Origin of the sequence: Streptomyces sp. NPDC048106, from assembly GCF_040706415.1 — a bacterium.
Taxonomy (GTDB): domain Bacteria; phylum Actinomycetota; class Actinomycetes; order Streptomycetales; family Streptomycetaceae; genus Streptomyces.
Window position 1 is genome coordinate 22088 of sequence record NZ_JBEZND010000050.1, and the last position, 24757, is coordinate 46844.

Here is a 24757-nt window from a genome sequence, read left to right on the forward strand (position 1 = left end):
CGGGCGCCGCCTTCGCCGGGACGTGCCCGTCAGTGCGGGCCGGTCAGGACGCGAAGGCGTCCACGCCCGTCAGCTCGGCCGACAGCGCCCACAGCCGGGCCGCCTGCTCCGGGTCGATCGCCCAGCCCTTGACGCCGGCGCGGTCGCCGGTCTCCGGAGCGGGTTCGGCGATGTCGCAGTCCTCCAGGTAGAGGCCGCCGAGCCCGTCGAGCCGGGGCGAGGTCGCCGCCCAGACCTGGGTGGCCGCGCCCTGCTGCGGGGTCTTGAATGCCTCGGGGTGGAGCACCGTGCCGTGCTCGTCGATCCAGCCGCGCTCGATCATCTCCTCCTTGGCCAGGTGCCGTTGGAGCGGGGTGAGGATGCCGCCGGGGTGCAGGGCGAACGCGCGGACGCCGGCGTCCCGGCCGAGCTTGTCGAGGTGGACGGCGAACAGGACATTGGCGGTCTTGGCCTGGCCGTAGGCCTCCCACTTGTCGTAGCCGTGCCGCCAGTGGACGTCGTCCCAGCGGATGCCGGCGGCGTGATGGCCGCGCGAGGACACGGAGACGACCCGGGCACCGCCCGGAGCGATCGCGGGCCACAGCCGGTTGACGAGGGCGAAGTGGCCGAGGTGGTTGGTGGCGAACTGCGCCTCCCAGCCGTCCCCCACCCGCGTCTCCGGGCACGCCATGATCCCGGCGCTGTCGATCACGATGTCCAGGGTCCGCCCGGAGTCGAGGAACCGCTCGGCGAACCCCCGCACGCTCTCCAGGTCCCCGAGATCCAGCTCGTCCATCTCGACCCCGGACAGCCCGGCCAGCGCCTGTTCGGCGGTTTCCGGACGACGCGCCGGTACGACGACCTGGGCACCGGCCCTGACCAGCGAGCGCGTGGTCTCCAGCCCGATGCCCGAGTAACCCCCGGTGACCAGAGCCAGTTTGCCGCCGAGGTCGATGCCCGCCAGGACCTCGTCCGCGGTGCTGGTGGCGCCGAACCCGGACCCGATCTTGTGCTGTGCAGTACTCATGCCGGGAACGCTACGAATTGGAGTGCCCTCCAAGTCAAGCGGCGCACCGAGCCGGCCGGCAACCTAAGGTACCGGCATGCCGATACCCGTACATGCCCTCGTCCACCGGCCGTTGACCGCCGAGGCCGTCGCCGAGCTGGTCGCCCTGCCGTACGTGCCGCCCGTCGGCGAGGACGACGACGCCGTCGAGGAGGAGCTGCGCAGGCGCGGCTGGGCCTGGGAGGACCTGGTGTGCGACTCGTTCCGCACCGGGCACGGGCATGTGCTGTGCAGTGAGTACGTCAGCCCGTTCGGAGAGTGGGAGGCGCGCACCTTCCTCGTCTTCGGGGAGTTGTACCCCGTGGACCCGGACGACACGGCGATGGTCAACGCGACCTGGCTGAACGGGTACATGGAGGGGTGGGAGAAGGTGCCCGGATGGAGCGCCAGGCGGCCCGCCACCGACCTGGACTGCGAGGCCGTCCTCGCGCAGGCGGCGGGGGCGGTGGCCGAGGTGCTCGGCGCGGCCCCCGAGCGGCTCCTCGTGTCCGCGCACACCGTGGGCCCGGGCCCCGCGCTGACCCACCGTGTCTGGCGCACCGCCACCCACGCCCTGATCCTCGGCCCGGCGGCCGACGAGGGCCCCTACGGCTACCTCACCCACCTCCAGCTGTCCGCCACCCCCCTCTCCTGCGCCCCCGGCCTGCCGCCCGCCGCCGCACAGGGCACGGCCGGCGAACAGGCCCTGGCGGACTGGATCACCGCGCACATCGGCTGGTAGCCGCACACCGCCCGCCGGCCCCGGCCGGAATACGGAAGCAGGGCCTGCGATCCGGTGGATCGCAGGCCCTGGTCGGACGGCCCGGGGCGCTGGAAGCGCTACCGGTCGGTGTCCTCGTGGGACAGTTCGACGTCGAAGTCCGTGGTGCCACCGGCGTCCAGGCGTACGGAGGTGGCGACCGGGGCGTATCCGCCGGCGATGACGGTGTACTCGCCGAGGTCGAGGTCGGTGAATCCGTAGGCGCCGTCGGGGCCGGTGGTCGCGGTGCCGAGCACATTGCCGGCCGCGTCCAGCAGCGTCACCTTGGCGTCGCCGAGCGGCCCGCCGGTGGCGGCGCTGATGACACCGTGGAGCTGGGCACCGGCTTCGAGACGGATCTCGCAGGGCTCGGCCGTACCGGGGGCGACCTCGACGGCGACGGCGGCCGGACGGTAGCCCGGCGCGTTCACGGCGAGGGTGTAGCTGCCGGGGACCAGGTCCGTGAGCGAGAAGGCACCGTCATCGGCGGAGGTCGCGGAGGACACGACCTCACCGCGCAGGTCCGTCGCGACCAGCAAGGCACCCGGCAGCGGGTTCCCCCCGGCCGCGTCCTTCACGGAGCCGGCGAGCGCGGCGGCGCTGCCGCCGAGCACGAGGTCGCAGACCACCGGGTCCTCGCCGACCAGCACCGTGACGGCCTGCGGCTGACGGGAACCCGCGGCGCCGATCAGCACATAGGTGCCGGCGCCGGGCACCGACAGCGTGTAGGTGCCGTCCGCGCCGCTGACCGCGCGGTCGAGCTGCCGGCCGCGCACGTCGATCAGGGTGACCACCGCCTGCGCGACCGGGGCGTCCGCACCGTCCAGCACCCGGCCGCGTACGCCCTGCCGGGCGGCGGATCCGGACTCGACGGCCGCGAGGGCCTCCTCGACGGATGCGGGGACGTCCTCGACAGGTGCGGCGGCGGGCGCCGGCGCCGGGGCGTTGTCCGCCGTCACGGCGCTGACCTGGGCGTCCTTCGCCTCGGTGCCCTCGGCCTGCGCGGTGTTCGCCTCCGCGGCCCGTGCCTCCAGTCCGGAGACCTTGCGCAGCGGCACCTCCTTGGTCCACACCGCGACCAGGAAGCCGAGGACCATGATGGCCGCGGCGCACAGGAACACCACGTGCATCGCGTCGGTGAAGCCCTCCTTGAAGGGCTGGGCCAGACGCGGGTCGAGCCGCTGGATGAAGGAGGAGTCGTCCAGCACGCCGGAGCCGCCGCTCGCGGCGGGGTCCTTGAGCATCTTCAGCACGGGCGCGTTCGCCGGGTCGGCGCGCACGGCCGGATCGTGCAGGGCGGCCTGGAACGCGGGGCTCTGGTACGCCGCCCTGAACGCCGAGCTGATCTTGTCGCCGACGGTGCTGAACAGCACGGACAGGAAGATCGCCGTACCGGCGGTGCCGCCCATCTGCCGGAAGAAGGTGGCCGACGCGGTGGCGACGCCCATGTCCTTGGGCTCGACGGAGTTCTGCACGGCCAGGGTCAGGATCTGCATACAGCCGCTGAGGCCGACGCCGAACAGCGCCATGTAGGCCATGGTCTCCGGCAGCGGGCTGTCCCACTGCACCCGGTAGTGGAACAGCACCATGGCGGCGATCAGCAGGAGTGTGCCGACGATCGGGAAGATCTTGTACCGGCCGGTCTTGGAGATGATGCGGCCGACCACCATGGTGCCGGCGATCATGCCGACCATCAGCGGCAGCATCAGCAGGCCGGACTTGGTGGGGCTGACGCCCTTCACGATCTGGAGGTACAGCGGGACCATCATCATCCCGCCGAACATGCCCATACCGATGAGCACGGACAGCAGGCTCATCTTGCTGAACACCGAGCTGCGGAACAGGCGCATCGGGATCAGCGCCTCGTCGCCCATGGCCCGCTCCACGAAGACCCAGGCCACCAGGCCGATCACGCCGACGGCGTAGCAGATGTACGCGTTGGCGGAGGTCCAGCCCCAGCTCTGGCCCTGCTCGGCCACGAGCAGCAGCGGCACCACGCCGATGGTGATGGTGAGCGCGCCCCACCAGTCGATGCGGTGCTCGCGCCGGGTGTGCGGGAGGTTGAGCACCTTGGCGACGACGAAGAGCGCGACGATGCCGATCGGGACGTTGACGAGGAACACCCAGCGCCAGCCCGCGATGGCCAGGATGCTGCTGCGGCCGGCCAGGAAGCCGCCGATCAGCGGGCCGAGGACGCTGGAGGAGCCGAACATGGCGAGCATGTAGCCCTGGTACCGGGCGCGCTCGCGGGGCGGCACGATGTCACCGATGATCGCCAGCGCCAGCGACATCAGACCGCCGGCGCCAATGCCCTGGAAGGCGCGGAAGGCGGACAGCGCGTTCATCGAGGTGGCGAAGGAACAGGCCGCCGAGCCGACGACGAAGATCGTGATGGCCGCGAGGAAGAAGGGCTTGCGGCCGTAGAGGTCGGACAGCTTGCCGTACAGCGGGGTGCTGATGGTCGACGTGATCAGGTAGGCGGTGGTGACCCACGCCTGCGCGCTGAGTCCGTGCAGGTCGTCCGCGATGGTGCGGATCGAGGTACTGACGATGGTCTGGTCGAGGGCCGCGAGGAACATGCCCAGCATCAGGCCGCTGAGGATCGTCATGATCTGGCGGTGCGTCAGCCGGCCGGCCGGTGGTGGCGACGCGGATATCGCTGGGGTTCCCCCGCGAGCCGGGGACGCGGACGTGGTCATGCGTGCAGATCTCCTTGCCTCGCCTCGCCCACCGGGTGCTGCCCGGTCCCGAGGCTCGTGTACGTGCTGTCCACCAGGTCGCCGTTGAGGCGCTTCAGCAGACGGGTGAGAAGGGTGCGGTCCTCGGCCGGCCAGGGCTCCAGGAGGCGGGTCAGTTCCGCCTCGCGGCGGCGTACGGCGTTCTGGTACGCGGCGCGCCCGGCCTCGGTCGCGCCGAGCAGCGAGCCCCGGCGGTCCTCCGGGTCCGGGTGGCGTTCGACCAGCCCCCGGTCCACGAGCGAGCGGACCTGCCGGCTGACCGTCGACAGGTCGAGGAAGACATCCGCCGCCAGGTCGGTCGCGCGGCACCGGCCACAGGTCACCAGCCGGGCGAGCAGCACACGGTCGGCGGCCCCGCACTCGAAGCCGGCGCGCTGGGTCCAGGCGGCGAAGAGCCGCATCAGGCGCACCATCTCGGCGCCCAGGCCGGACGCGGCGGCTTCGGCGCTCATGGCCTCGGCGATCGCCGTCGCGCCGCGCGCCTCCCCGGCGCGGGGTACGTCGTCCGTGCGCACGGCGTTCACGCGTACGGCGTCCGTGCGCGAGGCGTCCTCGTGGCCTCTCCGGCTCTCCGTGCCGATCATCACTCACATTCCGTTGCTTGCGGCTACCAAGTGAGTGTAGGGCCTGGCCGACGCCACCTGTACGCCAGTGTCCGGTCACGCTTCGGCAATACGACGGCCGACGGGATGAGGGGAGCAGGCTACCCGGCCAGGCTGTGCGCCAGGACCGCGCGTCCGGCTGGCCGGGCGACGCGGTACGGCCCCCCGGCCGGGCGGAACGCGCTCTAGGGTGACCGCTGCGGCGCTCGGCCCGTTGGAGCCGGGGGCGCCGGGCACGCACACACGGAGGGGCGGGGGGCAGCGGCTCGGGCCGGTCCGTGTACCGGGCGCGGCAAATCGAACACCTGTCGCCTCCCGTTCCCGGAACGTTCAACTCCCCACCCTGTCAGGGTTCTTCGACATGGGCCTACGGTCCTTGTGATCTTGAAGGAGGAGTTCATGGACGCAGTGCTCGCGGTGCGGGCGCGCGGGATCACGAAGTACTTCGGTGATGTGGTCGCGCTCGACGGCGTGGACCTGGATGTGACCCAGGGTCAGATCCATGGTCTCGTCGGGCCGAACGGCGCCGGCAAGACGACACTGCTCGGCCTGCTGCTGGGGCTGGCCGTCGCGGACGGCGGCGGTCTGGAGATCCTCGGTGTGCCGGTGGGACAGATGCTTTCGGCCGTTGACGGAGTGGCTGGATTTGTCGACGGGCCGGGCCTGTACCCGTCGTTGACCGCCCGGCAGAACCTCGCGGCGCTCGCCTCCCTGCGCGGGCGCGGCGCGCGGACGGCGGGGATCGAGGAGGTCCTCGCGGAGGTGGGTCTGCGGGACGTCGCCGACGACCGGGTGCGCGGCTTCTCGCTCGGGATGCGGCAGCGGCTCGGGCTCGCCGCCGCCCTGCTCACCCGGCCCCGGCTGCTGGTCCTGGACGAACCCGCCAACGGCCTCGACCCGTCGGGCAAGCGGCAGGTGCACCGCGTCCTGAACCGGCTCGCCGCGGACGGGACCAGCGTGGTGCTCTCCAGTCACCGGATGGACGACGTCGAGGCGCTGTGTTCGGAGGTCACCCTCCTCGCCACCGGACGGGTCGTCTTCTCCGGCCCGCTGACCAAGCTGGCCGCCGAGAACCGTGAGCTGGACTACCGGTTGCTCACTTCCGAGCCGGAGGCCGCGCGCCGGCTGGCCGACGAGGCGGACGGCGTGCGGGTCGTCGAGGGCGGCGGGACACACCAGGTGGACCAGGTGCTCGTCGTCCGCGCGCTGGTCCCCGCGCTCGACGAGCTGGTGGCGCGAATCGTGCGATCGGACATCGCGGTGCGCGAACTGACGCCCACCGTATCGCCCTTGGAGGCCGCGTTCCTCGCCCTGACCGAACAGCAGGAGGCCGACCGATGACCGCGATCCTCACCGAGGACGATGTCGCCCCGGCCCCCCGCGTCTCGGTGCGGCGTGGCTACCGCTTCGAGTTGGTCAAGCTGGTCTCGCAATCGCGGGTCCGCCTGCTGGTCCTGGCCTGCTGGATCGCGCCGGCGCTCTTCGTCGCGGCGGTGAGCCGGCAGAGCACGCTTCCCGCGGACACCCTCTTCGGCCGCTGGATGCACGCCACGGGATGGGCCGGACCGCTGGTGGTGCTCGGCTTCTCGGGCACCTGGGCGCTCCCGCTGCTCACGTCGATGGTCGCCGGCGACGTGTTCGCCGCCGAGGACCGGCTCGGCACCTGGCGCCACCTGCTCGTGGCGGTCCGGTCGCCTCGGCGGATCTTCGCGGCGAAGGCACTGTCCAGCCTCACCGTCATCCTGCTGCTCGTTGCCGGACTGGTGTGTTCCAGCGTGGCCGGCGGACTCCTGGCGGTCGGCGGCCACCCACTGGTCGGCCTCGACGGCCGGCTGCTGGCACCGGGGGACGCCGCCGCCAAGGTCCTGCTCGCCTGGGCCTGCGTACTCGCCCCGACCCTGGCCCTCGCCGCGATCGGGCTCCTGGGATCCATCGCACTGGGGCGGTCCCCGATGGGACTGCTGCTGCCCGCCCTCGTCGCGCTGGTGATGCAGCTCGCGCAGATGCTGCCGCTCCCCGTCGCCGTACGCCTCGCCCTGCCCGGCTACGTCTTCATCGCCTGGAACGGTCTGTTCACCGGCCCGGCACAGCTCGGCCCGCTGCTGATCGGTATCGCGGTGAGCCTGGCATGGACCGTGACCGCGACAGTGCTGGCCTACCTGCTCTTCCTGCGGCGTGACTTCACCAACCTGGCGAACGACGGCTCCGCGCGCCGTGCCGTCACCGCCGGACTCCTGCCGCTGGCCGGGCTGCTCGGCGTGACGGTCGCGGTCATCGCCGCGGCGACCCCGTCCACGGGTTCCGGTATCGAGCAGGCCAAGGTGGAGCGGTCGGTCGCCACGGCGTTCGCGCACCTCTACCGCATGCAGACCGACGAACTCAACCGCCCCGCCGTCACCGAAGCGCAGCTGAAGGCCACGGCGACGTGCAGCAAGGGCAACGTCCAGGACCACGCCACGGGGCCGGGCAACGACTGGCACTGCGTCATCTCCTGGCATCTGCCCCACGTCCGGACGACTGGTCAGGCCATCTACCAGCTGGACGTCACCTCAGACGGGCGGTTCGTCGCCGATGGCGACGGACCGAAGGAAGTGAACGGCTACTTCCTGGTGCGGACCCCGACCGGGGACGCGCCGAACCCGATGTGGCAGTTCGACGGAAACGTCGAACTGCTGTCGACCACCCCGAAGGGATAGCTCCATGCAGGTCTCACGCCGCAGACGTGTCGGGAAGGACCAGTCCGGCCTTCTCGGTAACCGTATCCGTCGCATTCCCATGGTGACGGCGGGCATAACCGCTCTGGCCGTCACCGCGGCCGGCACCGCTTACGCGTCGACCCACCAGTTCGGCTTCGCCCAGGTCGGCCAGACCACGGCCAAGGGCCAGGTCATCTCCAGCGACCAGTACCTCGCCCCGTACGGTGACCGCCTGGTCATCAACGACGGCAAGATCATGTCGTCCACGGTCAGCCCCGACGGCGCCTACCTGGCGGCCTCGGTGACCGACGGTGACGCGGCGCTGGTCATCGTGGACCTGAAGTCCTCGAAGGTGGTCCAGCGCATCGGCACCAGCGCGGCCGACGACCTGAAGATCAGCGGCACCGACGTGGGCCAGGAAGGCCCCGTGTACTCGCCCGACGGCAAGCAGCTCTGGCTGGGCCGGTCCGGCGGCTACACCAAGTTCACCGTGAACGCGGACGGCACGCTGTCCAGCCCGCAGAACATCACGATCGCGGCGAGCGGCTCCAAGAACGCGCTGTCGGCCGCGGCCGTCTTCTCGGCCGACGGCTCCACCGTGTACGCCGCCGTCAACGGCCAGAACCGCGTGGTCGCGCTCGACGCCGCGACCGGTGCCGTCAAGCAGAGCTGGAGCACGGGCAACGCCCCGCGCGGCATGGTCCAGGTCGGCGACAAGCTGTACGTCAGCAACGAGGGCGGCCGTCCGGCGAAGTCGGGCGACACCACGATGAACTCGTACGGCACCCAGGTGCCGGCCGACCCGGACACCGGTGCGTCCACCTCGGGCACGGTCAGCGTCATCGACCTGGCCAACCCGACCGCCGCCCCGGCGAGCATCGACGTCGGTCTGCATCCGACCGCCGTGTACGCCAAGAACGGCGTGGTGTTCGTCACCAACACCGCCGACAACAGCGTGTCGGTCATCGACACCAAGAAGGACAAGGTCGTCCAGACCATCGCCACCCAGCCGTGGCCGCAGGCGTCCGTCGGCTACGAGCCCGACGCGGTGACGCTGACCGACGACGGTCGCCTGCTCGTGACGCTCGGCCGTGCCAACGCGATCGCCGTCTACAAGTACTCCTCCGCCCAGGAGCCGGTCTCCTACGTCGGCCTGCTCCCGACGGACTACTTCCCGTCGGAGATCGCCACCGTCGGCGACCAGATCGTCGTCTCCAACACCCGTGGTATCGACGCCCTGCGCAAGAGCTCCAACCACGGCACCCACGACACCACGTCGAGCCTGACCCGGTTCGAGCTGCCGTCCGACGAGGTCGTCAAGAGCCAGACGCACAAGGTCTTCGAGCAGAACGGCTGGACCGCCAACTCGGTCAAGCGGGCCGAGAACAAGGGCAAGGTTAAGCCGGTGGCGGTCCCCGCCCGGCTCGGCAACCCCTCGACGATCAAGCACGTCTTCATGATCGTCAAGGAGAACCGGACCTACGACCAGGTCCTCGGCGACCTGCCGCAGGGCAACGGCGACCCGTCGCTGACGTCGTTCGGCGAGAACGTGACGCCGAACCAGCACGCGATGGCCGAGCAGTTCGGGCTGTACGACAACACGTACGACATCGGCACGAACTCCGCCGAGGGCCACAACTGGCTGATGCAGGCCGACGACCCGGAGTACACCGAGTCCTCGGCCGGTGAGTACACGCGCAGCTACGACACCGAGAACGACGTTCTGGGCCACCAGAAGTCCGGATTCCTGTGGACCGGCGCGCAGGCCGCCGGCAAGAGCGTCAAGGACTTCGGCGAGTTCCAGTCCTCCGAGACCAAGCCGTCCGGCGCGTCCTGGCAGAACCTGTTCTGCGACGCCAAGAACATGCAGTCGACCGGCGCGCAGACCGCCTACCCCATCCAGGTGGGTTCGGCGATCCCGTCGCTCAACAAGGTGTCGGTGCAGGGCTTCCCGATGTTCGACACCAGCGTGCCGGACGTCTACAAGGAGCAGGTCTGGAAGCAGGACTTCGAGAAGAACGGTCCTGCCGACCTGAACATGTTCTGGCTGTCCAACGACCACACCGGTGGTCCGGCGAACTCGGCCGCTCAGGTCGCGGACAACGACCTCGCGGTCGGCCGGATGGTTGACGAGATCTCGCACAGCAAGTACTGGAAGGACTCGGCGATCTTCGTCGTCGAGGACGACTCCCAGGCGGGTACCGACCACGTCGACGGCCACCGTGCCCCGGTCCAGATCATCAGCCCCTGGGCCCAGCACGGCACGGTCGACAGCCACTACTACTCGCAGATCACGATGATCCGCACCATCGAGCAGATCCTCGGGATCGACCCGATGAACCAGAAGGACGCCGCGGCCACCCCGATGACCGCCGCGTTCACCGACAAGCCGGACTACACCCCGTTCACCGCGCTGCCCAACCGCACCTCGCTGACCACGGGCCTGGCGACCACGCCGTCCTGCGGTCCGGACGTCCCGGCCCCGGCGGACCCGGCCGCGGCGCCCGCGCCGACGGGGAAGGTGCCGGCGTCGGAGAAGACCGTCGCGGCGAAGTGGAACACCTGGAAGTCGCAGCAGCGGCTGACCGGCTCCAAGGCCGTGCCTGACTTCGCCAACCCCGAGCAGATGAACCGCTTCACCTGGTACGAGGCCCACGACTGGGCCAAGCCGTACCCGGGCGACAAGAAGATATACGCGCCCAGCGAGGTGCCGGGTGCCTCCATCCCGTCGTCGGAGAACGACGGCTGACGCACCTGACGGTGTGCGGGGCCCCTGGCCGGCGTGACAGCCGGCCAGGGGCCCGCTGTTTCCCGGGCCGCCTCCCGGTGCAGGTTCCCCCCATGTCCGAAGCTTCCTCGGGACAGTGGCCGTCCGGCTACCTCGGCCGCTCCGCCACCGCCGCCGACACCGCCGCGGTGCACCGTCTGGTCAGCGCGTACGAGCACGAACTGCATGGCCGTGTCACGACCGGCGCCGAGCGTGTCACCGCCGATCTCGGTCTGTCCGGGCGGGAATCGTCCGGTGCCGCGGTCCTGGTCCTCGACCGCGCCGGGGACGCCGCGGCCTGGGGCCGGGTGCGGGGGCGGCGGGCCACCGTCCATGTGCATCCCGGCCACCGGGGGCGGGGGCTCGGCGCCTCCCTCCTCGCCTGGACCGAGGCACGGGCCCGGGAGCTGGGAGGCGACCGGCTGGCCCAGACGGTCGCCGACGCCGATCTCGCGGCGACGGCCCTGCTGCGCTCCGGCGGGTACGCCGGGCTGGTCACCGAATGGCTGCTGGAGATGGCGATGCCCGTCGAGCCGGAGGTGCCCGAGCCGCCTGCGGGGATCACCGTGCGGGCGTTTCGCGCGGGCGACGAGGAGGCGGCGTACCGGCTCACCGAGGACGCGTTCGACGAGTGGCAGCAGCGGCGCAAGTCGTACGCCGAGTGGGCGCGGCACACGGTCGGGCGGGCGACGTTCGCGCCGGCGGCGTCACCGGTCGCCTTCGCGGGCGGACGGATGGTCGGTGCGGTGCTGTCGCTGGACCCGGGGGCCGGCGGGCGGCCGGGGGCGGCTCTGGTGCCGGGCGCGCCGGGTGGCGACGAAGGGTACGTCGAGCGGGTCGCGGTCCGTCGCGACCAGCGCGACCGGGGCATCGCCCGGCTGCTGCTGCGACAGACGTTCCGTGCCTTCTACCTGCGGGGGAAGCGGAGCTGCACCCTGTGGACGCATTCGGACACGGGGGCGCTGCCGCTGTACGAGCGGCTCGGGATGACGGTCCGGCGCAGCTCCACGGTGTACGTCAAGGCGCTCGTCGCGGACTAGTGGTCAGGCGCGCGTCAGCGCCGTGTCAGGGGCCGCTGTCATTCTCTTCTTGTGAACGGAACGGGGCGCCGCCCCGGACCGGGAACAAGGAGAGGTGCCCGGAGCGGTTGATCGGGGACCAGCGAGTTCGCCTCAAGGTCGGACCCCCAGGGGTCCACGCAGGTTCGAATCCTGCCCTCTCCGCCGACACGGTCCACCCTCAATCCGCCGCCGGCGGGGACCAGGGCTTGGGCGGGGGCGGCGGCCCCTCCCACGCGCCGCGGAACTTCTCCCTGAGGCTCTTCGACGGTGCCTCCTTCTCCTCCCGTACGTGCATGAGCCGGGCGGTGCTCACGCGTATGTGGTACTGGTGTCCGCGCAGCCCGACGAGGACCACCCACGACCCGTCCTGGGCGAGAAAGGCGTGCCGGGACGGCCGGTCCCCCAGGCTGAGGTACCCGGTCAGGGGTGTCGGCACGTAGTGCAGGGCGGCGTCCTCGGCCACCGCGGCGACCCTGGCCTCGTCCCCCTCGACCCGGTGCGCGGCCGCCAGTCTCCAGTGGTGCAGTTCGAACTCGACGGCGTGCAGGTGTTTCGTCTCCCGTATGTCCTCCTCGATGAGGACGTACCAGTCAGCGCTCATGATCCGCGCATCCTGTCACGGGCCCTCGGTCCGCGTCTCGTCCGAGCGGGTGCCTTCCGGCGTGCCGGGCCGGTGTCCCCCGCCGTCGCTCGCCGGTGGCTCCTAGCCTCGACCCATGCCCCGGCTTCCCGCACGCCTACGCCTGTCTGCGGAACTCCTGGAGTCGCCGTGATCACGCACCCCAGTTACACCGTCGAGCCGTGGTCCCTGCGCGAGACCGAGCTGAACCTGGAGGTGCTCGCCCAGAGCGAGTCGGTGTTCGCGCTGTCGAACGGGCACATCGGCTGGCGCGGCAACCTGGACGAGGGTGAGCCCCACGGGCTGCCGGGCGCCTATCTCAACGGAGTCCACGAGCGGCATCCGCTGCCGTACGCGGAGGCCGGTTACGGCTACCCCGAGTCCGGCCAGACGGCGATCAACGTCACGGACGGCAAGGTCGTCCGGCTGCTCGTGGACGACCACCCGTACGACCTGCGCTACGGTCGGCTGCTGTCCCACGAGCGGGTGCTCGACTTCCGCACCGGTGTGCTCAGCCGCACCGCCCGCTGGACCTCGCCCGGCGGCCGCACGGTCCGCATCACCTCACGGCGGCTGGTGTCCTTCGCCCAGCGCGCGGTGGCCGCCGTCGTCTACGAGGTGGAGCCGGAGGACGGACCGGCCTCGGTGGCCATCCAGTCCGAGCTGGTCGCCAACGAGCAACTCCCCCGTCTCCAGGGCGATCCGCGCGTCGCCGCCGCGACCGAGTCCCCGCTGACGGCGGAGGAGCACTACGCCGAGGAGACCCGGCTGCGCCTGGTGCACCGCACCGAGCGCAGCGGGCTGCGGGTGGGCGCGGCGGCCGACCACCTCGTGGAGGGGCCCGGGGGCACCCACTGGACGGCGCAGTGCGAGCCCGACGTCAGCCGGCTGACGGTGACCGCCGACCTGGTGCCCGGACAGCCGCTGCGGCTGGTCAAGTTCGTGGCCTACGGCTGGTCCGGGGAGCGTTCGCTGCCGAGCATGCACGACCAGGTGGACGGGGCGGTGGCGGTCGCCGTCAGCACCGGCTGGGACGGCCTGGTCGCCGCCCAGCGGGAGTACCTGGACCGGTTCTGGGCCGGTGCGGACGTCGAGGTGGAGGGGGACGCGCAGATCCAGCAGGCGGTGCGGTTCGCCCTGTTCCACGTGTTGCAGGCGGCGGCCCGCGGCGAGGACCGGGCGATCCCGGCGAAGGGGCTGACCGGGACCGGGTACGACGGGCACTCGTTCTGGGACACCGAGTCGTACGTGCTGCCGGTCCTGACGTTCACCGCCCCCGAAGCCGTGGCGTCCGCCCTGCGCTGGCGGCACAGCACCCTGCCCGCGGCCCGTGAGCGCGCGCGTCAACTGGGGCTCGCCGGCGCGGTGTTCCCCTGGCGGACGATCGACGGCGCCGAGTGCTCCGCCTACTGGCCGGCCGGCACCGCCGCCTTCCACATCAACGCGGACATCGCGCTGGCCACGGTCCGGTACATCGCGGCGACCGGGGACGAGGACTTCGAGCGCGGGGTGGGGACCGACCTGCTGGTGGAGACCGCCCGGCTGTGGCGTTCCGTCGGCCACCACGACCCGGAGGGCGTCTTCCACATCGACGGGGTCACCGGGCCCGACGAGTACAGCGCGATCGCCCGGGACAACCTCTACACCAACCTGATGGCACGTCAGAACCTGCTGGCGGCCGCGGACGTGGCCACCCGGCACCCGGACCGGGCCGACGAGCTCGGCGTGGACGACGAGGAGGCGGCGGCCTGGCGGGACGCCGCGGCCCGGATGGCCATCCCGTACAACGGGGCCCTGGGCGTGCACGAACAGTCCGCCGGGTACACGCACTTCCAGCGCTGGGACTTCGAGGCCACCCCGCCCGAGAACTACCCGCTCATGCTCAACTACCCCTATTTCGACCTGTATCGCAAGCAGGTGGTGAAGCAGGCCGACGTGGTGCTGGCGATGCTGGAGTGCCCGTACGCGTTCACCGAGGAGGAGAAGGCACGCAACTTCGCCTACTACGAATCGCTGACGGTGCGCGACTCCTCCCTGTCGGCGTGCTGCCAGGCGGTGCTCGCCGCCCAGACCGGGCACCTCAGGCTGGCGTACGCCTATCTCGCCGAGGCCGCGCTGATGGACCTGGACGACCTGGAGCACAACACCCGCGACGGACTGCACATCGCCTCCCTCGCCGGGACGTGGATCGCCCTCGTCGGCGGCTTCGGGGGCCTGCGCTGGCACCTCGGCAAGGGCGAGCGGCCGGATGTCCTCGGCTTCGCGCCGCGCCTGCCGGAGGCGCTGTCCCGGGTGGTGTTCACGGTGCAGTTGCGCGGGCGCCGGCTGAAGGTGGACATCGGTCCGGCGCAGGTGCGCTACCGGCTGGTGGAGGGCGACCCGGTGACGGTCCTCCACTGCGGCGAACCGCTCACCGTGACCACCGACGCGCCGCAGGACCGCCCGGTCCCGCCTCCGCCGGTGCGCCTGGAGCCGCAGCAGCCCCGGGGGCGGCGCCCGCAGGGGCTGGCCGAGCCGGACGAGACGCCGGAGCAATAGCCGTACGGGCGGCGCGGATCCGTCCCGCGCCGCCCGCGGGAGGGCCGGTGGGAGGGGCCCCGGCCGTTCACCCGGACGGGTGGATGCCGCCAGGAGTCACGGCTCGCACGCATGACCGGCCCCCAGGCGGTGAGACATCGGTCATGGAGACGAACAGATGAACACGGACGAACCGCTGCGGGGTGAGCCGTTACCGGCCGCCGCGCGCTTCCCGGCCGCGTCCGACGTGGTGTTCACGGCGGACTTCACCTCCACGGCCCAGTGGGTCGCGGGCCGTTCGCGGGCGTTCCCGGGCGGCGGCCCGGCGCATCCGGACGACGACAGGCTGGACCGGCTGGTGTCCGACCCCGGCTACTGCCGCTCGGGCGTCTTCCGGGCCACCCGCCGCACGGACGGCCGCTGGGACACCGGGCTGCTGACCACCGAGGGCAGCCGGGAGGGGTTCACCGTGCGGCCGGGCGACGTGCTGGAGACCCGGGTCCGGCTGCCCCGGGAGACCGGCGCCTGGCCGGCGATCCGGACCTGGCGGGACGGCGGCCAGGGGGTGGACGTGTTCGAGTATCACGTGGACATCCCCGGCCACCTGGAGTTCAACAACGGTGTGCGCAGCGCCAGTTGCCACGTCCGGGACGACGCGGTCCGCCCCGGCGCCTGGGTGGACCTGCGCACCGAGTTCGGGCCCCGCTGTGTGATCTGGTCGCTGAACGGCGCCTCGGTCTTCGCGGACCACCGGGGGGTGGGGCAGGCCTGGCGGGCCCATCTCGTCGTCGGCCTCTCGGTGTGCGCCGGGCGCTACCACCCGCCGCTGGATCCCGCGACGAACGAGATATCGTTCGAGGTCAGCTCCCTGACCGTGCGCCGTCCGGCCGGTGGCGGGCGTACCGGGTACGCGCGACCGGTATGAGCTGTCCCCCAGATCCCCGTGCCGAGGTGGTCCGTCGTGTCCGTGCCGAGTCTGCTCGCGGTGTTCGCCCACCCGGACGACGAGTCGCTGTCGGCGGGCGGGGTGCTGGCCCGGCACGCGGCGGCGGGCGCCCGTACCGCGGTCGTCACGGCCACCTGGGCCGCGGGCACCGGGCGGGCGGCCGAGCTGGCCGAGGCGGTGCGGATCCTCGGCGCCGGCGAGCCCCGGCTGCTGGGGTACGCCGACGCGCGGGTGCCGTGGTCGGCGCCGGGCCGCCCACGGTTCCGCGACGCGCCGCTGGACGAGGCCGTACGCCGACTGGTGGCGCACATCCGCGAGTTCCGCCCGGAGATCATCGTCACCCACGACGCGTACGGCGGGCTGACGGGGCACCCGGATCATGTGCACACCCACCGGGTGACCGTGCTCGCCGCCCAGGCGGCCGGGCTCGCGCGGTTCCACCCGGACGCCGGTGACCCCTGGCAGCCGCGCGCCCTGTACCTGGCCACCCATCCGGAGTCGGCCGTCCCGGCGCTGCGGGAGGTGCTCGGTGAGCGCAAGACGGTGTACAGCGTTCCGGACGAACAGGTCACCGCGACGGTCGATGTCGTCCCCTGGCCGGACCGGAAGACCGCGGCCGTCCTCGCGCACCGCTCCGAGGTGGAGCGCGGGGCCGTACCGGGGCTGCTCGCCGGTCTCTCCGCGGCCGAGCGGCGGCGGCTGATGGGCACCGAGTGGTTCATCCGGCACGGCCTCGGCACGAGGGCGCGGGCGCGGACGGAGCTGACCGGCTGACCGCCGAGAGGCGGGCGCACGCCCGATTGGCCATGCTGGGCTGAGAGTGGCAGTTCTGCGCGACAAGGAGCACGGCATGCCGACGGACACGATCGGACGATTCATGGCGGCTCTGGACCGCGATCAGCGGGAGGCCGTCGGCGCGAAGCCGCGCGCCGAGCAGGAGCAGCTGGCCGCGGCCTGGGAGCGGGAGCTGGAGGCGGACGACGAGCTGGACACGCTGGACGAGCTGTCCCCGCCGGCGGCGGAGGCGGAGGCGGCACGCCGGGTCCTGCACCGCGAGGCCGGGTAGCGGGCGCCTCTTTCGCCGGATCCGGCCCGGCGTGGCCGGCGCGCGCCGAGGACGACCCTGCCGACGGGTCCCGCGGCGCCGGCGGCTACTGTCACCTGTCGTCCGGTGTGCTCCCTATAGGCAGGTGGAGGCAGCTTTTCCATGTCTGGTCCCGCGACGGCCGTCCTGGCGGCCGGAAGCCTGCCGGAGCTGACACCCGCACGCGCGCTCGGGTCGTGGCAGCTCGACGTGCCCGCGCTGATCCTGATCGCGCTCCTGGGCGGCCTGTACGGCTGGGGTGTGCTGCGGGTGCGCCGGGCGGGCGGTGCCTGGTCGCCGGGCCGGATCCTGGCCTTCGCGCTGCTGGGGCTCGGCGGACTCGCGGTGGCCACCATGTCGAGTCTCGCGGTCTACGACCATGTGCTGTTCTGGCCGGCCGCGGTGCAGAACGTCCTGCTGGACCTCATCACCCCGCTGGGCCTGGCCCTGGGCGATCCGCTGCGCCTCGCCGTCGAGGCGCTGCCCGGCGACGGCGCCTCCGCGCGGGTGCGGCGGGTGATGACCGGGCGGGTCGTACGGCTGCTCACCTTCCCCCTGGTCAGTACCGCCCTGGTGCTGGGGACCGAGCTGACGGTCTACTTCACGCCGTACTTCTCCACCGCCCTGCGCGTGGGCTGGCTGCACGAGCTGATGTACCTGCACCTGCTGGCGGCCGGCTGTCTCTTCGTGGTGCCGGTCCTCACCCGCGAGGAGGCGCTGCCCAAGTGGTGCAGCCACCCGGTGCGCGCGGCGCTGGTGTTCCTGGACGGCGTCATCGACGCGGTGCCCGGTCTCGTGGTGATGACCCACGGCACGCTGATCGCCGGGGCCTGGTACCTGCACCACGCGCCGGCCTGGTCGCCGGACGTCCAGCACGACCAGCAGATCGGCGGCGGCGCCATGCTGAGCATCGCCGAGCTGGTCGCGCTGCCGTTCCTGCTGGCGATCCTGGTGCAGTGGGCGCGCGCCGAGCGCGTCCAGGCCGCGGCGCTCGACCGGCGTCTGGACCGGGACCTCACGCCGGTGGTGTCCCCGGCGCCCGAGCCCGGCCGGGCCCCGGGCGGGTCCGACGGGGCCGGTGCGGTGCGGGTGCGGCCGTGGTGGGAGACGGAGCAGAACGAGGTGGCGGCGCGGATCCGCCGCCAGCGCGGCGAGGACTGACCTCCGTGGAAGCGTCCCCCACCACGGATCAGGGCCGGGCGCCCCGGGCCAGGATGACGGCGTACCGGCACTCGGCGCCGGTGGTGTTGGCGAAGACGCGCGGGGCGGGGTCGCCGAGTTCGAGAGTGTCCCCCGGGCCGAGTTCGTGGTCCTCCTCGCCGTCGTGGAAGGTCAGCCGGCCGTCGAGGACCCAGACGACCTGTTGCACGAAGGCGAAGGCCGCGGCCGGGTACGGCACCCGGGCCCCGGCGGGCAGCCGGATCTCCGCGACCTCCGCGGGGAAGCGCGGGCCGGTGATCTGACGGCGCCGGTAGCCGGTGGCCGGGTCCTGCCACTCGGGCGCTCCGGTACGACGGCACACGCCCGCTTCCCCCTCCGGGCCTTGGACCGGCCCCGGCTGCGTGCCTTCCGCGAGGGCGAGCAGCGAGGCGACGCTGAGCTGGAAGGCGGCGGACAGCTTGCCGAGGACGACGGCGGTGGGGCTGCTCTCCCCGCGCTCGATCCGGTTGATCATGGCCCGGGAGACCCCGGACGCCTCCGCCAGCCGGGCCAGGGTCCAGCCGCGCCGTTCCCGTTCGGCACGGATCCGGGCCGCGATGCGCCCCACCAGGGGATCTACCATGTTGGACATGCTTCCAATATATGAGAGAGACCGGACGGTGACCGTTCGCCCGGCGTGCGCCGGTGACGCGGAGGCGGTGCGCGAGATCCGCAACCACGCGATCGAGCACTCGACGGCCCTGTGGACCGAGACCGGGCAGTCGCCCGCCGAGGGCGCGGCCTGGCTGGCCCGGCACCTGGAGCGCGGCTCGGCGTTCGTGGCCGAGGCGGACGGCGAGGTGGTGGGGTTCGCCGTGTTCGCGCCGTGGCGGGAGCTGGAGGGATACCGGCACACGGTGGAGGACTCGGTCTACGTCCGCGAGGGCCGGCACGGGCTCGGCATCGGCTCCGCGCTGCTCACCACCCTCATCGAGGCCGCGCGCACGGCGGGCCATCACCTCGTGATCGCCGGTATCGAGGCGGGCAACGGCGCCTCGATCCGGCTCCATGAACGCTTCGGGTTCGAGCACGCCGGCACGGTGCGGGAGGCCGGGATCAAGTTCGGCCGCCGGCTCGATCTGACGCTCATGCGGCTGGCGCTGGACTGAACCGCGGCACCGGACTCCTGGACTCGTCGGGCGTATCCCGAGATGCGGTGCGGGCCGGGCGGCCGTTTACTGAAGCCCGCCCGGTGCGTTGCCGAACGCCACCCATGGGCGCCGTGGGCGGTGGAGGTGGAGCGGGCGTGAGCGGCACGGTCGGGCGGTCCCCCGCGGCCGGCGACCCCGGGCGGGTGCTGCTGAGCCGCGGCTATCTCCGGCTCCTTCCCCTCTCGCTGTGCCTCGGCGTGCCCATCGCGCTCGCCAGCTTCTTCTTCGTCGGCCTCCAGCACTGGCTCCAGCACCAGGTGTGGCAGGAGCTGCCGCACGCGCTCGGGTTCGGGCGCGCCCCCTGGTGGTGGCCGCTGCCCGCGCTGACGCCGGCCGGACTGATCCTCGCCCCCGTCGTCACCCGGCTGCCCGGGGCCGGCGGGCATGTCCCGGTGCACGGTCTGGGCGGCGATCCCATCGGCCCCCGGGCGCTGCCGGGCGTGGCGCTGGCCGCCGTACTCACCCTTCCGCTGGGCGTGACCCTCGGTCCCGAGGCGCCGCTGATGGCGGTCGGGTCCGCGCTCGCCCTGCTCGGGGTGCGCGCGCTGCGGCGGCATCCGGCCGATCCCGCCTCGGTCGCGGTCGTGGCCACCGCGGGGTCCACGGCGGCCATCTCCACCATTCTGGGCGGTCCGGTGGTGGCCGCCATCATGGTCGTGGAAGCCGCCGGTCTCGCCGGGCCCCGGCTCGCCGTGCTGTTGCTGCCGTGTCTGACCGCGAGCGGGGCCGGCGCGCTCGTGTTCACCGGGTTCGGCCACTGGACCGGCCTGTCGATCGGCGCCCTCGCGCTGCCGACGGTGCCGCCGAACACCGTCCCGGACGCGGGCGACTTCCTGTGGGGGCTGCCGGCGGCCGCGCTGATCGCCGTACTCGTCTCGGCGGCCCACGGGCTCGGCGAGCACACCCACCGGTGGACCTCCGCGCGCGGTACGGCGGTGCGCACCGTGGCGTGCGCCATGGCCGTGGGGGTCTGTCTGACGGCGTACGCCCTGCTGACCGGCCGCTCGCCCGAGGAGGCGGCGCTGTCGGGACAGGCGACGCTCGGGCGACTGGCCGAGAACCCGCACGGCTGGTCCGTGCTCGCGCTGGTGGCCCTGGTCGGCTGCAAGGCGCTCGCCTGGGGCGTCAGCCTGGGCAGCCTGCGCGGCGGCCCGATCTTCCCGGCCGTGCTGATCGGGGCGGCGACCGGCCTTGCCTGCGCGGGCCTGCCCGGCCTCGGGGCCACCCCTGCGTTCGCGCTCGGCATCACGGCGGCGACGACGGTCGTCACCGGGCAGCCCCTCACCAGCTGCGTCCTGGCCGTACTGCTGCTCGGCCGCGACGCGTACAACCAGATGCCGCTCATCGTCCTCGCGGCGGTGACCGCCCTCCTCGTCAGCCGTCTGCGGGGCCACCGCCGGTCGGCGCCCACGCCGGCCGACGCATAGGGTTCACTCCGCCCGACCGCCGAACTGCCAGGGGTGGACCTCCACGTCGGCGTAACGGTCCCGGGTCAGCAGGGCACGGGCGGCGGCCGGGTCGGGGGCCCTGAGCAGGGCCGCCGTGCCCAGCCAGGCGGTGGCGTCGTCGGAGAGCAGGGGACCGTAGGCGATGAGATCGTCGCCGCGCCCGGCCGGAACCGTGAGGTCGGCGGCCTCGCCCGCGCCGAGGCCGAGCACCAGGTAGCGGTTACCGCCGGTACGGCCGCCGGGGAAGTCCCACATGGTGCGCCCGAGCAGATTGCGCCAGCGCCGCAGCAGCACGTCCCGGTAGACGCCCGCCTGCCAGCCGGGCTCCTCGAAGGCGAACGCCCGGGCGGTCGCGGCATCCGGCAGGTCCAGGATGTGCACGCTGCCGGTGGGCGCCGAACCGTCCTCCGCGAGCGTCGGACCGCGGGCGATCATCTCCTTGTCGAACCGGTCCATGTAGGCCCAGTGCTCCTCTAGCAACTCCATGCGGAGCGGGAGGGAGCCGGACCGGTCGCGGTGGTGGCAGAGGAATTCCATGGGCACACCCTCTCGCACCGGGGGCGCTCCGCGTGCGGCGCCGGGAGAAAGCGGGCAGGGTGGGGACGGCGGCCGTCCGCCCGCAGGTCCGGTCGCCGGAAGATGCCGAGGAGAAGCGATGTCCGACGCCGTAGCGCCCGCACAGCCGGTACTGGAACCCGCGGCGGCCGAGTTCGCCGCGGCGACCGCGAACCCGCCGTTCCTGTTCGAACTGCCACCCGCGGAGGGCCGCAAGGCGGTCGACGAGGTGCAGTCCGGGGACGTCGGGAAACCGGCGGTCGACGAGGAGTGGATCACCGTCTCGGGCGGGCCGACCGGCAGCGTCCGGGCGCGGATCGTCAGGCCACCCGGGGTCTCCGGCAGCCTCCCGGTCATCCTCTACCTGCACGGCGCCGGCTGGGTGTTCGGCAACGCCCACACCCATGACCGGCTGGTGCGCGAACTGGCCGTCGGGGCGCGGGCCGCGGTGGTCTTCCCCGAGTACGACCTCTCGCCCGAGTCCCGCTACCCCGTCGCCATCGAGCAGAACCACACCGTCGCCCGCTGGGTGGTGGAGCAGGGCGCGACCAAGGACCTGGACGGCTCCCGGCTGGCCGTGGCCGGGGACTCGGTCGGCGGCAACATGAGCGCCGCCCTCACCCTGATGGCCAAGGAGCGCGGCGGCCCCGCGCTGGTCCAGCAGGTGCTGTTCTACCCGGTCACCGACGCGAACTTCGACACGCCGTCGTACCACCAGTTCGCCACCGGCTACTTCCTGCGCCGCGACGGGATGCGGTGGTTCTGGGACCAGTACACGCCCGACGCCTCCGACCGCGCCCAGATCACCGCCTCGCCGCTGCGCGCCACCACCGAGCAGCTCAGCGGCCTGCCGCCCGCGCTGGTCATCACCGGCGAGGCGGACGTGCTGCGCGACGAGGGCGAGGCCTACGCGGCCAAGCTCCGCGCGGCCGGCGTCCCGGTGACCGCCGTGCGGTTCCAGGGCATCATCCACGACTTCGTCATGCTCGACGCCCTGCGCGACACCCACGCGGCACGGACGGCCGTCGACCTGGCGGTCCGCACCCTGCGCCAGGCGCTGCACGCGGGCTGAGGCGGGACGCTTCAGGCGTTCTCGTCGGTCTTGCCGGCCTTGTCGACCGTGCAGTGCAGGGAGTCCTTCACCACGTCGGCGACGATGGTGTCCCCGGGCTCGGCCTCGCCGCTGAGCAGCAGCGTGGCGATGCGGTTGTCGAGCTCCGTCTGGATGGTGCGGCGCAGCGGGCGGGCGCCGAACTCCGGCTGGTGGCCGTGCGCGATGAGCAGCTTCTTCGCGGAGTCCGTGACGTCCAGCGTCATTCCCTGGGCGTGCACCCGGTGTTTGCTCCGGTCCAGCAGATGGTCCACGATCTCCGACAGATCGTCCGCGGTGAGCCCGTGGAAGATGATGATGTCGTCGATGCGGTTGAGGAACTCCGGCAGGAAGCGGTCCCGCAGGTCCTCCATCAACTCGTCCTTCAGTTCCGACACGTCGCCCTTGTGGTCGAGGATGCGGTGCGCGCCGATGTTGGACGTCATGATGACGACGCAGTGCCGGAAGTCGACGGTACGGCCCTGGGAGTCGGTGAGGCGCCCGTCGTCCAGGATCTGGAGCAGGGTGTTGAAGACGTCGGGGTGCGCCTTCTCCACCTCGTCGAACAGCACGACGCTGTACGGCTGCCGGCGCACCTTCTCGGTGAGCTGGCCGGCCTCCTCGTAGCCGACGTATCCGGGCGGGGCGCCGACGAGGCGGGCGACGGTGTGCTTCTCCTGGAACTCGCTCATGTCGAAGCGGACCATGTGGTCCTCCTCGCCGAACAGCAACTCGGCGAGTGTCTTGGCGAGTTCGGTCTTGCCGACACCGGTGGGGCCGAGGAACAGGAAGGAGCCGACCGGCCGGTCGGGGTCGCCCATGCCCGCGCGGTTGCGGCGTACGGCCTGGGAGACCGCGGTGACCGCCTCGTCCTGGCCGACGATGCGGGCGTGCATCGCCTCCTCCAGCTTGAGGAGTTTCTCCTTCTCGCTCGCGGTGAGCTGGGAGACGGGGATCCCGGTGCGCCGGGAGACGACGTCCGCGATGTCGGAGGCGGTGACGGAGACGACGCCCTCCCGGCGCTCCTCGATACCGGCGAGTTCGGCCTCGGTCTCGAAGACCTCCCGCTTCAGTTCCGAGGCCCGCTCGAAGTCCTCGGCGGCCACGGCCTGTTCGAGTTCACGGCGCAGCTTGGCGATACGGTCCTCGCGGCTGACGACCTCGGTGGAGCGGCCGGCGCTGCGCAGCCGTACCCGGGCGCCCGCCTGGTCCATGACGTCGATGGCCTTGTCGGGCAGGAAGCGGTCGGTGACGTACCGGTCGGACATTTCCGCGGCGGCGGCCAACGCGTCGTCGTCGAAGCGGACCTGGTGGTGCGCCTCGTAGACGTCCCGCAGTCCTTCGAGGATCTGCACCGTCTCCTCGACGGTCGGCTCGGGCACCATCACCGGCTGGAACCGGCGCTCCAGGGCGGCGTCCTTCTCCACGTACTTGCGGTACTCGTCGATGGTGGTGGCGCCGACGACGTGCAACTCGCCGCGTGCCAGGGCGGGTTTGAGCATGTTGCCCGCGTCCATGGAGCCCTCGCCGGTGGCCCCGGCGCCGACCACCGTGTGCAACTCGTCGATGAAGAGGATGATCCCGCCGCTCGCGGCCTGGACGTCCTCGATGACGTTCTTCAGCCGCTCCTCGAACTGGCCCCGGTACTGGGCGCCGGCCACCATGCCCGACAGGTCGAGCGCGACGACCCGCTTGTCCTTCAGGATGGCGGGGACCTCGCCGGCCACGATGCGCTGGGCGAGGCCCTCCACGATGGCGGTCTTGCCCACGCCGGGTTCGCCGATCAGCACGGGGTTGTTCTTCGAGCGCCGGGACAGGATCTCGACGGTCTGCTCGATCTCCTCGGCGCGGCCCACCACCGGGTCCAGCCGGCCGGCCCTGGCCTCGTCGGTCAGGTCGCGGCCGAACTCGTCCAGTGCGGTGGCCGGCTCCCTGCGCTCGGCGGGCGCGTTCTCGGTGCGGGCGGCCTGTTCGGCGAGGCCCACCAGCTTCCGGGTGTCCAGGCCCTCGGCCCGCAGCAGCCGGGAGGCACCGGCGTCGCTGTCGCCGAGCAGCGCGGCGAGGATGTGTTCGGGTCCGATGTACGACACCCCGGCCGCCTGGGACTGGGCGAAGGCGGCGCTGAGGGTGCGCTTGGCCGCCGGGGTGAGCCCGGGGCGCGCGGCGGGCTGGCCGGACTCGCGGGGCAGGATTCTCGCGATCTCCTCGGCGAGGGTGTCGGGGTCCACGTCCACCTGGAGCAGGAGCCTGCGCGAGGGCTCGACCTTCGTGGCCGCCCACAGCAGATGCTCGGTGTCGAGGTCGGAGGTGCCGTCCTCGGCGGCCCGCCGGGCGGCCAGGCCGAGGAGTTCCTGTGACGGCTCCGTCAGCAGCCGGCCCATCGGCACCCGCTGCACCGCGGGCGGCGAGGACGCCGGCGACATCCCGAAGAAACGATTCAACAGTTCACTGAACGGATCCGGCGAAGCGAACGGGGCGCCGAACGACATCGACATGAGA

The 24757-nt window shown here is 72.4% G+C and carries 20 protein-coding genes and 1 pseudogene; 14 read left to right on the forward strand and 7 right to left on the reverse strand.

Going from position 1 to position 24757, the window contains the following annotated elements:
- Window positions 1-43: 43 nt before the first annotated feature.
- The gene (locus tag AB0927_RS35010) at window positions 44-1006 is read right to left on the reverse strand and encodes an SDR family NAD(P)-dependent oxidoreductase (protein WP_366671852.1); all 963 of its coding nucleotides are present in this window, start codon (window positions 1004-1006) and stop codon (window positions 44-46) included.
- A gap of 76 nt (window positions 1007-1082) precedes the next feature.
- Between AB0927_RS35010 and AB0927_RS35015 the strand changes: the two genes are divergently transcribed.
- A complete protein-coding gene (locus tag AB0927_RS35015) occupies window positions 1083-1766 on the forward strand; it encodes a hypothetical protein (RefSeq protein WP_366671853.1) in 684 nt (227 codons plus the stop codon).
- 98 nt (window positions 1767-1864) lie between these two features.
- On the opposite strand, the gene AB0927_RS35020 is transcribed toward AB0927_RS35015, so the two are convergent.
- Together AB0927_RS35020 and AB0927_RS35025 are read right to left on the reverse strand one after the other, a co-directional pair.
- Complete coding sequence (locus AB0927_RS35020) at window positions 1865-4483, reverse strand: MFS transporter (RefSeq protein WP_366671854.1); 2619 nt, start codon at window positions 4481-4483, stop codon at window positions 1865-1867.
- Window positions 4480-4974 carry a MarR family winged helix-turn-helix transcriptional regulator gene (locus tag AB0927_RS35025; RefSeq protein ID WP_366671891.1) on the reverse strand — a complete coding sequence of 165 codons (495 nt, stop codon included), beginning with the start codon at window positions 4972-4974 and terminating at the stop codon, window positions 4480-4482. Before AB0927_RS35025 ends, AB0927_RS35020 begins: the two co-directional genes overlap by 4 nt.
- 549 nt (window positions 4975-5523) lie before the next feature.
- On the opposite strand from AB0927_RS35025, the gene AB0927_RS35030 reads away from it, so the two are divergent.
- From AB0927_RS35030 to AB0927_RS35050, 5 genes and pseudogenes are all read left to right on the forward strand, one after another.
- Complete coding sequence (locus AB0927_RS35030; RefSeq protein WP_366671855.1) at window positions 5524-6465, forward strand: ABC transporter ATP-binding protein; 942 nt, start codon at window positions 5524-5526, stop codon at window positions 6463-6465.
- Window positions 6462-7820 carry an ABC transporter permease gene (locus AB0927_RS35035; RefSeq protein ID WP_366671856.1) on the forward strand — a complete coding sequence of 453 codons (1359 nt, stop codon included), beginning with the start codon at window positions 6462-6464 and terminating at the stop codon, window positions 7818-7820. Before AB0927_RS35030 ends, AB0927_RS35035 begins: the two co-directional genes overlap by 4 nt.
- 4 nt (window positions 7821-7824) lie before the next feature.
- The gene (locus tag AB0927_RS35040) at window positions 7825-10569 is read left to right on the forward strand and encodes a bifunctional YncE family protein/alkaline phosphatase family protein (RefSeq protein ID WP_366671857.1); all 2745 of its coding nucleotides are present in this window, start codon (window positions 7825-7827) and stop codon (window positions 10567-10569) included.
- Between the two features lie 92 nt (window positions 10570-10661).
- Window positions 10662-11627: a GNAT family N-acetyltransferase gene (locus AB0927_RS35045; protein WP_366671858.1), complete on the forward strand. Its 966-nt coding sequence runs from the start codon at window positions 10662-10664 to the stop codon at window positions 11625-11627.
- 88 nt (window positions 11628-11715) lie between these two features.
- A pseudogene (locus AB0927_RS35050) lies at window positions 11716-11810 on the forward strand.
- A 16-nt stretch (window positions 11811-11826) separates the two neighbouring features.
- Here AB0927_RS35050 and AB0927_RS35055 read toward each other — a convergent pair.
- Complete coding sequence (locus AB0927_RS35055; protein WP_366671859.1) at window positions 11827-12249, reverse strand: hypothetical protein; 423 nt, start codon at window positions 12247-12249, stop codon at window positions 11827-11829.
- A gap of 168 nt (window positions 12250-12417) precedes the next feature.
- Between AB0927_RS35055 and AB0927_RS35060 the strand changes: the two genes are divergently transcribed.
- From AB0927_RS35060 to AB0927_RS35080, 5 genes are all read left to right on the forward strand, one after another.
- Window positions 12418-14805 (forward strand): glycosyl hydrolase family 65 protein, encoded by a 2388-nt coding sequence (locus AB0927_RS35060; RefSeq protein ID WP_366671860.1) that lies wholly within the window; start codon window positions 12418-12420, stop codon window positions 14803-14805.
- 157 nt (window positions 14806-14962) lie between these two features.
- Window positions 14963-15709, forward strand: a complete 747-nt coding sequence (locus tag AB0927_RS35065; RefSeq protein ID WP_366671861.1) for a beta-glucanase — start codon at window positions 14963-14965, stop codon at window positions 15707-15709.
- Window positions 15710-15745: 36 nt separating this feature from the next.
- On the forward strand, window positions 15746-16504 hold the full coding sequence (locus AB0927_RS35070) for a PIG-L family deacetylase (RefSeq protein ID WP_366671862.1): 759 nt from the start codon (window positions 15746-15748) through the stop codon (window positions 16502-16504).
- A 76-nt stretch (window positions 16505-16580) separates the two neighbouring features.
- The gene (locus AB0927_RS35075; protein ID WP_366671863.1) at window positions 16581-16796 is read left to right on the forward strand and encodes a hypothetical protein; all 216 of its coding nucleotides are present in this window, start codon (window positions 16581-16583) and stop codon (window positions 16794-16796) included.
- A 141-nt stretch (window positions 16797-16937) separates the two neighbouring features.
- On the forward strand, window positions 16938-17975 hold the full coding sequence (locus AB0927_RS35080) for a cytochrome c oxidase assembly protein (protein ID WP_366671864.1): 1038 nt from the start codon (window positions 16938-16940) through the stop codon (window positions 17973-17975).
- 28 nt (window positions 17976-18003) lie between these two features.
- Here AB0927_RS35080 and AB0927_RS35085 read toward each other — a convergent pair whose 3' ends face one another.
- The gene (locus AB0927_RS35085) at window positions 18004-18606 is read right to left on the reverse strand and encodes an XRE family transcriptional regulator (RefSeq protein WP_366671865.1); all 603 of its coding nucleotides are present in this window, start codon (window positions 18604-18606) and stop codon (window positions 18004-18006) included.
- Between AB0927_RS35085 and AB0927_RS35090 the strand changes: the two genes are divergently transcribed.
- Window positions 18605-19123 (forward strand): N-acetyltransferase family protein, encoded by a 519-nt coding sequence (locus AB0927_RS35090; protein ID WP_366671866.1) that lies wholly within the window; start codon window positions 18605-18607, stop codon window positions 19121-19123. The genes AB0927_RS35085 and AB0927_RS35090 overlap by 2 nt on opposite strands.
- Window positions 19124-19260: 137 nt before the next feature.
- The gene (locus tag AB0927_RS35095; RefSeq protein WP_366671867.1) at window positions 19261-20592 is read left to right on the forward strand and encodes a chloride channel protein; all 1332 of its coding nucleotides are present in this window, start codon (window positions 19261-19263) and stop codon (window positions 20590-20592) included.
- Between the two features lie 3 nt (window positions 20593-20595).
- On the opposite strand, the gene AB0927_RS35100 is transcribed toward AB0927_RS35095, so the two are convergent.
- On the reverse strand, window positions 20596-21150 hold the full coding sequence (locus AB0927_RS35100; protein WP_366671868.1) for a YciI family protein: 555 nt from the start codon (window positions 21148-21150) through the stop codon (window positions 20596-20598).
- Window positions 21151-21268: 118 nt separating this feature from the next.
- Between AB0927_RS35100 and AB0927_RS35105 the strand changes: the two genes are divergently transcribed.
- Window positions 21269-22240, forward strand: a complete 972-nt coding sequence (locus AB0927_RS35105; protein WP_366671869.1) for an alpha/beta hydrolase — start codon at window positions 21269-21271, stop codon at window positions 22238-22240.
- Between the two features lie 11 nt (window positions 22241-22251).
- Here AB0927_RS35105 and AB0927_RS35110 read toward each other — a convergent pair whose 3' ends face one another.
- A complete protein-coding gene (locus AB0927_RS35110) occupies window positions 22252-24753 on the reverse strand; it encodes an ATP-dependent Clp protease ATP-binding subunit (protein ID WP_366671870.1) in 2502 nt (833 codons plus the stop codon).
- Window positions 24754-24757 lie beyond the last annotated feature (4 nt).